Here is a 12,218-nt window from a genome sequence, read left to right on the forward strand (position 1 = left end):
GGTTTCTACTTCGTGGAGGCAGTCATTGGACCGCTAAGGAGATTCCGGGTTCGCGCATTCACGGCGCCAATGGCCGCTGCGGCCGCCGGATTTTTCCAGCAGCCGGACGTCGGTGATCGTCATGCCGCGGTCGACCGCCTTGCACATATCGTAAATGGTGAGCAGGCCGATCTGCACCGCGGTCAACGCTTCCATCTCCACCCCGGTGGGGGCGGTGGTTTCCACCGTGGCCCGGCAGCGGATGCGGTTCTCCGCGGGCTCGAAGGTCACCTCGACCCGGGTCAGCGGCAACGGATGGCACAGGGGGATCAGGTCGGCGGTCTTCTTGCTCGCCATGATGGCGGCGATGCGGGCGATGCCGAGGACGTCCCCCTTTTTGTGGCTGCCGCTGCGGATCAGCTCCAGGGTGGCCGGCTGCATGGCGATTGCGCCTTCGGCCACCGCCCGGCGCTTTGTCGCCGGTTTGTCGCCCACGTCCACCATGTGGGCCCGGCCGCGGGCATCGAAGTGGGTCAGTTCTGCCATCGTCGTTCCTGTGCTTAAATAGATGCAAAGCTTAGCGTAATTGTCGGAAAAAGGGGAGGTCATGGCCATTCGGGTGCGCGTGTTCGCCAGTTTGAAGGAGCGATTGGGTATCGAACAGACGGAAATGACGCCGGAGGGGATCGGCTGTGTCGCCGATGTCTGGCGCCGGCTGACCGGCGACGACCTGCCGGCCCAGGTGCTGGCGGCGGTCAACATGAACCACGCCGGCCCCGATGCGCCGGTGCGCGACGGCGACGAGGTGGCCTTTTTTCCACCGGTGACGGGAGGCTGAGCATGACAGTACGGCTGGTCGAGGGTGAGTTCGACCCCTGGGCGCTCCTGCAGGCCGAGCAGCGGCGTCTGCCGCCCGGCAGTTTCGGGGCGACGGCCTGTTTCGTCGGCACCATGCGGGACTTCAATCAGGGGGATGAAGTCGAGTCCCTGTTTCTGGAGCATTATCCCGGCATGACGGAGCGGGAGCTGGAGCGGCTGACGGCGGAAGCCCGGCAGTGCTGGCCGTTGGTGGCGGTGCTCGTGGTCCACCGGGTGGGGCACATCCGGCCGGGGGAGCCCATTGCCCTGGTGGGCGTGTGGTCGGCACACCGCCGCGAGGCTTTCAAGGCCTGCCGCTGGCTGATGGAGGCGCTCAAGCAGCGGGCCCCCTTCTGGAAGAAGGAGGTGACCCCGCACGGGACGCGCTGGGTGGAGAAGAACACGCCGGGCTGAGGGGCCCGGCGCTGGGTTAGAAGTTGGGCTTTTCCTTGGCCTGGTTGTAGCGTTCGACGCTGGCGAGGATTTCCTGCTTGGCCTCCTCGACCCCGAGCCATCCTTCCACCTTGACCCACTTGCCCGGTTCCAGATCTTTGTAGTGCTTGAAGAAATGGGCGATCTGGGCCAGTTGGGATTCGGGGATGTCGCGGAAGGAATCCACCTTGGCGTACAGTGGGGTCAGTTTGTCCACCGGTACCGCCAGCACCTTGGCGTCGACGCCGGATTCGTCCGTCATCTGCAGCATGCCGATAGGGCGGCAGCGCACCACCGAGCCGGAGATCAGGCGCCAGGGGGAGATTACCAGCACGTCCACCGGGTCGCCGTCCTCTGAGAGGGTGTGGGGTACGTAGCCGTAGTTGCAGGGATACTGCATCGCCGTGCCCATGAAGCGGTCCACGAACAGGGCGCCGGTATCCTTGTCAATCTCGTATTTGACCGGGTCGCTGTAGGCTGGAATTTCGATGATGACGTTGATATCGTGGGGTACATTGACCCCGGAGGAGACGCGCATCAATGCCACTGGATTCTCCTTCGCTTAAAGTCCATGAACAAACCACTCATTATGAACGAGTGTGGCGACCTGCGCAAAATGAAGACCCGGTTGCGGGAAGACGGCACGGCCGAATACCGGCTGCCCCTGGGGGAGGGGCGCGATGTTCCCCTGGCGCCGCTCATCGGCCGGCCTCTGAAACTGGAATGGACCGGGGACATCCACTGCATCCACTGCGGCCGCAAGACCCGCAAAAGCTTCAACCAGGGCTATTGCTTCCCCTGCGTGCGCAGGCTGGCGCGCTGCGACACCTGCATCGTCAAGCCGGAGCTGTGTCATTATCATCAGGGGACCTGCCGTGAGCCGGCCTGGGCCAGGGATAACTGCCTGCGTCCCCATGTGGTCTATCTGGCCAATTCCTCCGGCCTGAAGGTGGGTATCACCCGCGCCGCCCAGATTCCCACCCGCTGGATCGACCAGGGTGCCACCCAGGCGCTGCCGATCCTGCAGGTGGGCGAGCGTCTGCTGGCCGGGCGGGCGGAGGTGGCGTTGAAGCAGCATGTCAGCGACCGGACCCAGTGGCAGAAGATGCTCCGGGGCGCGGCGCCGGTCGTCGATCTGGCGGCCGAGCGCGACCGCCTGCTGCAACTGGCAGCCGCCGAGCTGGCTGCGATCGGGGAGGGATTGGAGCGGCTGGCGGCGGCCGAGATCCACATCCGCTACCCGGTCCTGCGCTATCCGGACAAGGTCAGATCCTTCAACTTCGACAAGCAGCCGCAGGTCACAGGTACCCTCACCGGCATCAAGGGCCAGTACCTGATCTTCGACACCGGCGTTATCAACATCCGCAAGTTCGCCGGTTACCGGATCGCGCTGGCGGCCTGAGGCAGGGGACGGCGGTCGAGGCGGCGGTAGCCGATGGCCTCGCTCACGTGTCTGACCCGCACTGTCTCGCTGCCGTCGAGATCGGCGATGGTGCGGGCGACCTTGAGGACGCGGTGCAGGGCCCGGTGGGACAGGCCCAAGCGTTCGATGGCCTGCTGCAGCAGAGTCTGACCCTGGGGCTCCGGGAAGCAGAAGCGCTCGATGTCCGCCACCGGCAGGTGGGCGTTGAGACAGCCGCTGCGTGCCAGGGCAATTTCCCGCGCGCGGATCACTTCCTCGCGCAGCTCGGCGCTGCTGCGTTCCCGTCCGGCGGAGAGCAGCAGGTCGCCGGATTGGCTGCCCACCTCCAGGTGCAGGTCGATGCGGTCGAGCAGCGGGCCGGAAAGGCGGTCCCGGTAACGCTGGATCTGCGTCGGGGTGCAGCGGCAGCGGTTGCCGGGGTCGCCGTGAAAGCCGCAGGGACAGGGGTTCATCGCTGCGATCAACTGGAAGCGGGCCGGAAATTCCACCTTGCGGGCGGCGCGGGAGAGGGTGATGCGCCCGCTTTCCAGCGGCTCGCGCAGGGTTTCCAGCACCTTGCGGCTGAATTCCGGAAGCTCGTCCAGGAACAGGACGCCGTGATGGGCCAGGGAAATCTCCCCGGGACGCAGGGACGACCCCCCGCCGCCGCCCACCATCGCCGCCGCCGAGGCGCTGTGGTGGGGATGGCGGAACGGCGGCAGCCGCCAGCGGGCGGGATCGAAGGGCTGGCCGCTCACCGAAGCGATGGCGGCGCTTTCCAGGGCCTGATCCTCTTCCAGCAGCGGCAGCAGCGTCGGCAGGCGCTGGGCCAGCATCGACTTGCCGGAACCGGGCGGCCCCACCATCAGCAGGTTGTGTCCCCCGGCGGCGGCCACCTGCAGGGCGCGCTTGGCCTGGTAGTGACCGCGGACCTCGGCCAGATCGACAGGCCAGGCCGCCGCGATTGCCGGAGGCGCTGTCGCGGGCGGGAGGGACTCGCGCCCCTGCAGGTGGGCGCAGACGCCCAGCAGATGGTCGGCGCCGAACACGGCCAGGTCGTTCACCAGAGCGGCCTCGGCGGTGTTCGCCGCAGGCAGGATGAGATCGCGGCCGGCCCGGCGGCACCGCAGCGCCGCCGGCAGGGCGCCGCGGACCGGGCGCAGCTCGCCGCCGAGAGACAGTTCCCCCAGAAATTCGTAATCCGCCAGGCGGTCGCCGGGGAGCTGGCCGGAGGCGGCCAGAATTCCCAGGGCGATGGCCAGATCGAAGCGGCCGCCCTCCTTGGGCAGATCGGCCGGGGCCAGGTTGACGGTGATGCGGCGGGCGGGGAATTCGAAGCCGCAGTTGACCAGGGCGGCGCGGACCCGGTCCTTGCTTTCCTTGACCGCGGTTTCCGGCAGGCCGACCAGGGACAGCCCCGGCAGGCCGTTGGCCAGATGCACCTCGACGCACACTTCCGGGGCGTCGATGCCGCTCTGCCCCCGGCTGTAAACCCGGGCGAGGTTCATGTCATTCGGGCTTGTCCAGTTGCTGTTCCAACTGCGCCAGCTGGTGTTCCAGGCGTTCCAGTTTTTCGCGGGTGCGTTTGAGCAGCTCGGCCTGAACTTCGAATTCCTCCCGGCTGACCAGGTTCATCTGGGAAAAGGCGCTTTGCAGGATGGCGCGGAAGTTCTTCTCCATGTCCTCGCGCAGATGCTGGAGGCCGGGGGGCAGCGCCTGGCTCAGGCGCTGGGCGAGTTCGTCGAGACGTTTGGGATCGAGCATGAACAGAATTCTCCGTAAGGAAATGTTTCAAGCATAGCGCAACCCCTGCCGGCGGGCCAATTGAGTTCACCGCGATTTTGCGGCATATTGAAGCGTTGGCAATGAAAGGGGAGTCTCATGAAACTCGTTACCGCGATCATCAAACCGTTCAAACTTGACGACGTCCGCGAAGCCCTGATGGACTTGGGCATCTCCGGCATGACCGTCACCGAGGTCAAGGGTTACGGGCGCCAGAAAGGCCATACCGAACTGTACCGGGGGGCCGAGTACGTGGTGGATTTTCTGCCCAAGGTCAAACTGGAAGTGGCCGTGACCGACGACCGCACCGATGAGGTGGTGGAGGCCATCACCCAGGCCGCCTGTACCGGCAAGATCGGGGATGGCAAGATCTTCGTCTCCCCGCTGGAGAACGTCATCCGCATTCGCACCGGAGAATCCGGACCGGACGCGCTTTGACGGATGCAAAAAGGCCGGCGGCGTCAGGCCGCCTTTTCGCCCTCTTTTGCGGTAGGTAGGAATTCGCGGCAGATCTGCTGCAGGTGTCCGGCTTCCAGCGGCAGGCCGGTGAGGTCGCAGCGGTGGCCGGTTTCGGTTTCACGGAGATGCGCGCAGGTGCTACAGACGCCGAATGCTTTGTATTGGCGGGCAGCCTGCATTCCCTCCAGCAAAGCGGCCAGCCCCCGGGCCAGCTGTTCGCGCGCTTCCGGCGCCATGAAGCTCAGCCCTTGGTCCAGGGTCGCCGGCGGCAGGGAGGCGTCAACCACCGCCTTGCCCTTTTCGGTCAGAAACAGGTGGATGACACGGCGGTCCTGGGCATCCGGCACTTTCTCGATCAGTCCCTTGTTTTCCAGTACCGTCAGGGTCTGGGAGACCGTTCCCTTGGTCAGCCCCAGGTATTCGGTGACGGCCGCCGGAATGTTGCTGTGACGGTTGCAGATGCTGAGATAGTGGAGAATTTCCAGTTGTACCGGCTGGAGTTTGGCATCGCCCTGGCGGATCTCGGCGCGAAGCAGATTGCCGATACGCTCCAGATATTTGTAAACTTCAGCGGTCTTCATGTGCATGGGCTTCCATTGAGGAGGAGGAACGAACGATGAGAAAAACCTTTTCCATTATAGCATTGATGGTCGGCGGCCTGTGGGGGAATGCCGCTCTTTGCGCCGATGCCGATGCGGGGCGGAAGATTTCCCAGAGCAAAGGCTGTGTCGGCTGTCACGGCGCCAATGGCATCAGTGCGCCGGGTACCTCCTATCCGAATCTTGCCGGCCAGAAAGCCCCCTATCTGGAAAAGGCCCTGAAGGCTTACCGCGACAAGACCCGCCAGGCGCCGCTGATGAACGGGATGACCGCCGGCCTGAGCGATGCGGACATCGCCAATCTGGCGGCCTTTTACAACAGTTTGAAGCCCTGTCCCTGAAACCCGGCTGAACGGGCGGCGCAGGCCGCCCGTCAGTCTTCCTCTCTTTCCGTCGCTTCCAGAAAGAAGTTGGGTGCGGCGAAGGCGGCGCGGTGGATGTCCAGATTGTAATAGCGGGTGGGGAAGGGCCTGCCCAGGATGTCCGCCTCCCTGGGGCTGCCGATGGCCGTCTTGGCGGCCACCGTCCCGCTCCACCAGCCCGACGGGTACACCGGCTGGGGGAAAAACAGGGTCTTTACCTCCCGGAAGCCGGCGGCCTTCATCGCCTTGCGCATCGGATGGAGAATGTGCGGGTGGAACAGCGGGGATTCGCTCTGCTGGATCAACAGGCCGTTGTCGCCCAGGCACCTGAGGCAGTCGCGGTAGAAGCCTTCCGTGAACAGCCCCTCACCCGGTCCCAGGGGATCGGTGCTGTCGACGATGATGACATCGACGCTGCCTGACGGCGCTTCCCGGACCCATTGGATGCCGTCCTCGAATTTCAACTGGGCGCGGGGATCGCCGTTAGCCTGGCACAGTTCCGGAAAGTACTCCTCGGAAAGGCGGGTGACGCGCTCGTCGATCTCGATCTGGATGGCGCTTTCCACCTCCGGGTGCTTGAGCGTTTCCTGCAGGCTGCCGCAGTCGCCGCCGCCGATGATCCACACCCGTTTGGGGTCGGGATGGCTGTAGAGCACCGGGTGGGTCATCATCTCGTGATAGAGGAAGTTGTCGCGGCTCGATAGCATGACGAAGCCGTCGATCACCATCAGGTTGCCGAAGCCGACGGTCTCGTAGATCTCGATTTTCTGGAACGGGGTCTGCTCCTCGTGCAGCTTGCGTGTGATCTTGAGGGAAAAGGCGCTGTGGTTGTCCTCGTCGATCTCGGTGAACCAGCGGTTGGGCTCTAGCATGATCTCTCCTTGCGGAAAATGGAAATCGGCAAAGTTTGCTATATCGGGGAGAGGACTGCAAACGCCGTTGACGTCGTGCCGCCGTGGCGGTTTAATGACGGCAAAAACCGAGGAGGAGTGCGCCGATGAAACGCCGCCGCTTTCTGCAGACCCTGCTCGGGGCCGGAGGGGTTGCCGCCACCGCTGCAGCCCTGGGACAGCGCCGGGAGCAGGCTGTGGCTGAGACGGACGCGGAGAAGCCGTCCGGCTACCGCGAGACCGACCACGTCCGCCGCTACTATCAGACCGCGAGGGAAGCATGACCCTCAAGCGTCGTTCCCCCCAATCCATCGACCGCCGCACCTTCCTGCGGCGCACCTCCGTCACCGTCGGCGGCGCTTCCCTGGCCGCCGCCCTGCCGTTTAAGCTCATGCGCAAGGCCGAGGCCGAGGAGTCGGTCGCATCCCAGCCCGAAGTCAAACAGGTGCGCAGCGTCTGCACCCACTGCTCGGTGGGCTGCGGGGTGATCGCCGAGGTCCAAAACGGCGTCTGGGTGGGGCAGGAGCCGGCCTTCGAGCATCCCTTCAACCTCGGCGCCCACTGCGCCAAGGGGGCTTCGGTTCGTGACCACGGCCGCGGCGACAAGCGCCTCAAATATCCGCTGAAGAAAGTGAACGGCCGGTGGCGGCGCGTCACCTGGGAGCAGGCCATCGACGAGATCGGCGCCAAATTGCTGCAGATCCGCGAGGAATCCGGTCCCGATTCGGTCTACTGGCTCGGCTCCTCCAAGCACAACAACGAGCAGGCCTACCTGCTGCGCAAGTTCGTCGCCCTGTGGGGGACCAACAACGTCGACCACCAGGCCCGCATCTGCCATTCCACTACCGTCGCCGGCGTCGCCAACACCTGGGGCTACGGGGCGATGACCAATTCCTACAACGACATCCACAACAGCCGCGCCATCCTCATCATCGGCGGCAATCCGGCCGAGGCCCATCCGGTGTCGATGCAGCACGTTTTCCGCGCCAAGGAAAAGGGCGCCCGCCTGATCGTGGTCGATCCCCGCTTCACCCGCACCGCCGCCCACGCCGACCAGTACGTGCGCATCCGCCCCGGCGGCGATGTCGCCTTCGTCTACGGCCTGTTGTGGCACATCTTCGAGAACGGCTGGGAGGATGCCGATTTCATCCGTCGGCGGGTCTATGGCATGGAGGCGATCCGCGAAGAGGCGAAAAAGTGGCCGCCGAAGGAGGTGGAGCGGGTCTGCGGGGTGCCGGAGGAACAGGTGCATCAGGTGGCCAAGACGCTGGCCGAAAACCGCCCCGGCACCGTGGTCTGGTGCATGGGCATCACCCAGCACCACCACGGCACCAACCAGACCCGCCTCCTGTGCATTCTCCAGCTGGCCCTGGGCAACATGGGGGTGGCCGGCGGCGGCACCAACATCTTCCGCGGCCACGACAACGTCCAGGGTGCCACCGACGTGGGGCCCAACGCCCACACCCTGCCCGGTTACTACGGCCTGTCGGAAGGGGCCTGGCGCCACTGGGCCCGGGTGTGGGGCCTGGACTACGACTGGCTGTCGTCCCGCTTCGACCCGGCCGAATACCCGGACGGCAAGGGCGGCAGAAGCCGGACCATGTTCATGCCCGGCATCCCGGTGTCGCGCTGGATCGACGGGGTGCTGGAGGACAAGGCCAACCTGTCCCAGCGGGACAATCTCCGCGCCATGATCTTCTGGGGCCACGCCCCCAACAGCCAGACCCGCGGCCCGGAGATGAAGCGGGCCTTCGAGAAGCTGGACCTGTTGGTGGTCATCGACCCCTATCCCACGGTGTCGGCGGTGATGCACGAGCGCCAGAACGACACCTATCTGCTGCCCGCCTGCACCCAGTTCGAGACCCACGGTTCGGTGACCGCCTCCAACCGTTCGGTGCAGTGGCGCGATCAGGTGATCGAGCCGTTGTTCGAGTCCCAGCCCGATCACGTTACTATGTACCGGCTGGCGAAAAAGCTGGGTTTCGCCGCCGAGCTGACCAGGAACATCCGCGTCGAGGGCGACGAGCCGGTGATCGAGGACATCCTGCGGGAGATCAACCGCGGCGCCTGGAGCATCGGTTACAGCGGCATCAGCCCCGAGCGCCTGAAAAGGCAGCAGCAGTACTGGCACACTTTCGACACCACCACTCTGAGGGCCGAGGGCGGCCCCTGCGACGGCGAATACTACGGCCTGCCCTGGCCCTGCTGGGGCAAACCGGAACTCAAGCATCCGGGCACGCCGATCCTCTACGACCTGAGCAAGCCGGTGGCCGAGGGCGGGCTGCCGTTCCGGGCCCGCTTCGGGGTGGAACGCAACGGCGTCAGCCTGCTGGCCGAGGACAGCTACACCAAAGGCTCCGAGATCAAGGACGGCTATCCCGAATTCTCCGACAAGTTGCTGAAGAAGCTGGGCTGGTGGGACGACCTGACGCCGGAGGAAAAACGGCAGGCGGAAGGACGGAACTGGAAGACGGATCTTTCCGGCGGCATCCAGCGGGTGGCGATCGCCTACGGCTGCGCCCCTTACGGCAACGCCAAGGCCCGCTGCATCGTCTGGACCTTCCCCGATCCCGTCCCGGTTCACCGCGAGCCGATCTACACCCGCCGCCGCGATCTGGTCCAGGACTATCCCACCTATCCCGACCGCAAGCGTTTCTACCGCCTGCCGACCCGCTACCGTTCGCTCCAAGAGATCGATTTTTCCCGTGACTTCCCCCTGGTGATGACCTCCGGGCGCCTGGTGGAGTACGAAGGCGGGGGCGAAGAGACCCGTTCCAATCCCTGGCTGGCGGAACTGCAGCAGGAGATGTTCGTGGAAGTGCATCCGGCCGACGCCAACGATGCCGGCCTGCGCCACGGCGGCAAGGTCTGGGTCGAAGGGCCGGAGGGGGGACGCATCCTGGTGACGGCTTTCGTCACCCGCCGGGTGCCGCGGGGGACGGTGTTCATGCCGTTCCACTTCGGTGGCTGGTGGGAGGGAGTGGACCTCAAGCCCCGCTATCCCGAGGGCACCGCCCCTTACGTGCGCGGTGAGGCCTGCAACACGGTGTTCACCTATGGTTATGACGCGGTCACCATGATGCAGGAGACCAAGGTGTCCCTGTGCCGGCTTAAGCGGGGAGGTTGAGGCGCATGTGTGAGCAACTCTCAGCTGGGGGAGGATGGGGAAGGAAACCCGTTTTCCGTGGACGCCGTGAATCCTTCCCTGGAGGCTTGGACGCGGCCGTCCGGGCCGCGTACACCCCGGAAAACGGGTTTCCTTCCCTGTCTCGGTACCGGGCTGTCGTTGGTGTGCCGGGAAAGGGGTGGAAGGGCGTACCCGGCCTGGACGGCCGGGTTTCGAGCCTACAGGGACGTACTTGCGGCGTCCCTGGAACCCCTTTCCCGGCACAGCAAGGGGGAGTCCCATGGCGCGGATGAAGTTTCTCTGTGACGAGGAGCGCTGCATCGAATGCAACGCCTGCGTCACCGCCTGCAAGAACGAGCACGAGGTGCCCTGGGGGGTCAACCGCCGCCGGGTGGTGACCCTCAACGACGGCCAGCCGGGGGAGAAATCCATCTCGGTGGCCTGCATGCACTGCTCCGACCCGCCCTGCGCCGCCGTCTGTCCGGTGGACTGCTTCCACATCACCGAAGACGGGGTGGTGCTGCACGACAAGGATCTTTGCATCGGCTGCGGCTACTGCTTCTACGCCTGCCCCTTCGGCGCGCCCCAGTTCCCCCAGGACGGTGCCTTCGGGGTCCGGGGCAAGATGGACAAGTGCACCTTCTGCGCCGGCGGTCCCGAGGAAGATCATTCCGAAGCCGAATTCGAGAAATACGGCCGCAACCGCTTGGCCGAGGGCAAGCTGCCGCTGTGCGCCGAGATGTGTTCCACCAAGGCGCTGCTGGCCGGCGACGGCGACGTCATCGCCGACATCTTCCGCGAGCGGGTGGTGCGCCGCGCCGACCGGGAGGAAGAACCGGCTCCGTCCAAGGCGCCGTGGGGCTGGGGGCAGGCTTACGGGGACAAGAAGCCATGAAGTGGTGGGGAAGCGCTTTCGGTCATCTGGCTTCCGGGACGCCGCAAGTACGTCCCTGTAGGCTCGAAACCCGCCCGTCCAGGCCGGGTACGCCCTCCAGCCAGACGACCGAAGGCGCTTGGCGGCGCTGTGCCTTTACCCTTTTTCTGGGAGTGGTTGCCGGATTGACCGCCTGCGAGCGCCAGGCCGACCGGGTTTTCGACCGCAATCCCGAGTACGCCGGCAAGGCGGATGTCCACAAACACTACCCCGATGCCGCAACCCTGCGTAAACGGGCACTGATGGTACAGACGGACCGCTGACATGGCTACCGTGATGTCATCGACACGAAGCCGCAGACTCTGGCAGGTCACCGGGCTGGCCCTGTTGCTGCTGTCGGTGGGGCTGGTGGCGGCGACCGTCGACTGGAGCAACCCCCGCGCTGAGCTGTGGCGCCAGGTGCGCGAAGGGGTGGAAGGCTACAGCGCAGTGCGCGGTCTGGAAAGCGGCGAGCTGATCCAGGCTTCCGGCGAGGTCTGGCGCGGCTGGCGCAACGGGCCGCTGTCCTGGGCCGGGGGGCTGGTTCTCGGCGGCGTGGCGCTGGTTCTGGGACTGTTTCATCTGCTTCACGGTCCCCAGCGGCTGGAAAAGCCCCGCACCGGCATCAAGGTGCCGCGCTGGAGCCTGGGGGAGCGGGTGCTGCACTGGACCACCGCGACCCTGTTCATCGTCCTGAGTCTCACCGGCCTGAGCCTGCTCTACGGCCGCCGGCTGCTGATCCCCCTGATCGGCCACCAGACCTTCTCCGCCTATCTCGCCGTCGCCAAGTTCGCCCACAATCTCATCGGCCCCCTGTTCGTCGCCTGCCTGATCGTCATGGGTCTGATCTGGTTCCGCGACAATCTGTGGCAGCGGATTGACTGGGACTGGTTCAAGTCCTTCGGCGGCCTGTTCGGCGGCGGCCATCCCCACGCCGGGCGCATGAACGCCGGTGAGAAAGCCTGGTTCTGGCTGCTGATGACCGTGGGGGCGGTAGTGTCGGTCACCGGTTTGCTGCTCGACCTGCCCCTGTTCGGCCTCGAACGCGAGTCCCTGCAATTGAGCCACATCCTCCATGTGGCAGCAGCTCTGATCGTCATGGCCGCCGCCCTGGGGCACATCTACATCGGCACCGTGGGCACCGAGGGGGCGCTGGAAGGCATGATCTCAGGGAAGGTCGATCTGTCCTGGGTCCGGCAGCATCACGATCTGTGGCTGGAGGAATTGCAGCAGGCCGGCCGGCTTCCACGGCAGGGGGAACGCCCCAAGGTGGAGCGTCACGCCCACTTCTTCCGTCCGGACGCCGATTAGCCGTTCATTGCGCCAGGCCAAGCCTGGAGAAGGAGGAAGTTATGTAGAAGGAAAGACATCGCTGAAACCTTCAGAGCGACCTGACAGGTGCAAGTCCTGTCCGG

At 65.4% G+C, this 12,218-nt stretch carries 16 protein-coding genes; 10 read left to right on the plus strand and 6 right to left on the minus strand.

The features are described from left to right. Positions 1–33: 33 nt before the first annotated feature. Positions 34–525 (minus strand): cyclic pyranopterin monophosphate synthase MoaC, encoded by a 492-nt coding sequence (moaC, locus tag MCIT9_RS04900; protein WP_317706291.1) that lies wholly within the window; start codon positions 523–525, stop codon positions 34–36. Positions 526–586: 61 nt separating this feature from the next. Here moaC and MCIT9_RS04905 point away from each other — a divergent pair, with 61 nt between their 5' ends. Together MCIT9_RS04905 and MCIT9_RS04910 are read left to right on the plus strand one after the other, a co-directional pair. After that, complete coding sequence (locus MCIT9_RS04905) at positions 587–817, plus strand: MoaD/ThiS family protein (protein ID WP_317706292.1); 231 nt, start codon at positions 587–589, stop codon at positions 815–817. Positions 818–819: 2 nt separating this feature from the next. Further along, positions 820–1,251 carry a molybdenum cofactor biosynthesis protein MoaE gene (locus tag MCIT9_RS04910; protein ID WP_317706293.1) on the plus strand — a complete coding sequence of 144 codons (432 nt, stop codon included), beginning with the start codon at positions 820–822 and terminating at the stop codon, positions 1,249–1,251. Between the two features lie 16 nt (positions 1,252–1,267). Here the strand turns inward: MCIT9_RS04910 and ppa are convergent, their stop codons facing one another. Continuing rightward, complete coding sequence (ppa, locus tag MCIT9_RS04915) at positions 1,268–1,807, minus strand: inorganic diphosphatase (protein WP_479724339.1); 540 nt, start codon at positions 1,805–1,807, stop codon at positions 1,268–1,270. 33 nt (positions 1,808–1,840) lie between these two features. Between ppa and MCIT9_RS04920 the strand changes: the two genes are divergently transcribed. Next, entirely contained in the window at positions 1,841–2,671 is an 831-nt protein-coding gene (locus MCIT9_RS04920; protein WP_317706295.1) for a DUF2797 domain-containing protein, read from the plus strand. Here MCIT9_RS04920 and MCIT9_RS04925 read toward each other — a convergent pair. Both MCIT9_RS04925 and ubiK read right to left on the minus strand, forming a co-directional pair. Then, on the minus strand, positions 2,647–4,179 hold the full coding sequence (locus tag MCIT9_RS04925) for a YifB family Mg chelatase-like AAA ATPase (RefSeq protein WP_317706296.1): 1,533 nt from the start codon (positions 4,177–4,179) through the stop codon (positions 2,647–2,649). The genes MCIT9_RS04920 and MCIT9_RS04925 overlap by 25 nt on opposite strands. A gap of 1 nt (position 4,180) precedes the next feature. Then, on the minus strand, positions 4,181–4,435 hold the full coding sequence (gene ubiK, locus MCIT9_RS04930) for a ubiquinone biosynthesis accessory factor UbiK (RefSeq protein WP_317706297.1): 255 nt from the start codon (positions 4,433–4,435) through the stop codon (positions 4,181–4,183). Between the two features lie 117 nt (positions 4,436–4,552). Here ubiK and glnK point away from each other — a divergent pair, with 117 nt between their 5' ends. Beyond that, entirely contained in the window at positions 4,553–4,891 is a 339-nt protein-coding gene (glnK, locus tag MCIT9_RS04935; protein WP_317706298.1) for a P-II family nitrogen regulator, read from the plus strand. Positions 4,892–4,914: 23 nt separating this feature from the next. Here the strand turns inward: glnK and MCIT9_RS04940 are convergent, their stop codons facing one another. After that, positions 4,915–5,493: a MarR family winged helix-turn-helix transcriptional regulator gene (locus tag MCIT9_RS04940; RefSeq protein WP_317706299.1), complete on the minus strand. Its 579-nt coding sequence runs from the start codon at positions 5,491–5,493 to the stop codon at positions 4,915–4,917. A 35-nt stretch (positions 5,494–5,528) separates the two neighbouring features. Here MCIT9_RS04940 and MCIT9_RS04945 point away from each other — a divergent pair, with 35 nt between their 5' ends. After that, positions 5,529–5,852 (plus strand): c-type cytochrome, encoded by a 324-nt coding sequence (locus MCIT9_RS04945; protein WP_317706300.1) that lies wholly within the window; start codon positions 5,529–5,531, stop codon positions 5,850–5,852. 32 nt (positions 5,853–5,884) lie between these two features. Here the strand turns inward: MCIT9_RS04945 and speE are convergent, their stop codons facing one another. Next, positions 5,885–6,745 carry a polyamine aminopropyltransferase gene (speE, locus tag MCIT9_RS04950; protein ID WP_317706301.1) on the minus strand — a complete coding sequence of 287 codons (861 nt, stop codon included), beginning with the start codon at positions 6,743–6,745 and terminating at the stop codon, positions 5,885–5,887. Positions 6,746–6,870: 125 nt separating this feature from the next. Between speE and MCIT9_RS04955 the strand changes: the two genes are divergently transcribed. The 5 genes from MCIT9_RS04955 (at position 6,871) to MCIT9_RS04975 (ending at position 12,114) form a co-directional block, all read left to right on the plus strand. Next, on the plus strand, positions 6,871–7,047 hold the full coding sequence (locus MCIT9_RS04955; protein WP_317706302.1) for a hypothetical protein: 177 nt from the start codon (positions 6,871–6,873) through the stop codon (positions 7,045–7,047). Next, the gene (locus MCIT9_RS04960) at positions 7,044–9,890 is read left to right on the plus strand and encodes a formate dehydrogenase subunit alpha (protein WP_317706303.1); all 2,847 of its coding nucleotides are present in this window, start codon (positions 7,044–7,046) and stop codon (positions 9,888–9,890) included. Before MCIT9_RS04955 ends, MCIT9_RS04960 begins: the two co-directional genes overlap by 4 nt. A 289-nt stretch (positions 9,891–10,179) precedes the next feature. Further along, positions 10,180–10,785 carry a formate dehydrogenase FDH3 subunit beta gene (gene fdh3B, locus MCIT9_RS04965; protein WP_317706304.1) on the plus strand — a complete coding sequence of 202 codons (606 nt, stop codon included), beginning with the start codon at positions 10,180–10,182 and terminating at the stop codon, positions 10,783–10,785. A gap of 164 nt (positions 10,786–10,949) precedes the next feature. Continuing rightward, positions 10,950–11,087 carry a hypothetical protein gene (locus tag MCIT9_RS04970; RefSeq protein ID WP_317706305.1) on the plus strand — a complete coding sequence of 46 codons (138 nt, stop codon included), beginning with the start codon at positions 10,950–10,952 and terminating at the stop codon, positions 11,085–11,087. Positions 11,088–11,100: 13 nt separating this feature from the next. Further along, the gene (locus MCIT9_RS04975) at positions 11,101–12,114 is read left to right on the plus strand and encodes a formate dehydrogenase subunit gamma (protein WP_317706306.1); all 1,014 of its coding nucleotides are present in this window, start codon (positions 11,101–11,103) and stop codon (positions 12,112–12,114) included. Positions 12,115–12,218 lie beyond the last annotated feature (104 nt).

The organism is Methylomarinovum caldicuralii, assembly GCF_033126985.1.
Lineage (GTDB): Bacteria > Pseudomonadota > Gammaproteobacteria > Methylococcales > Methylothermaceae > Methylohalobius > Methylohalobius caldicuralii.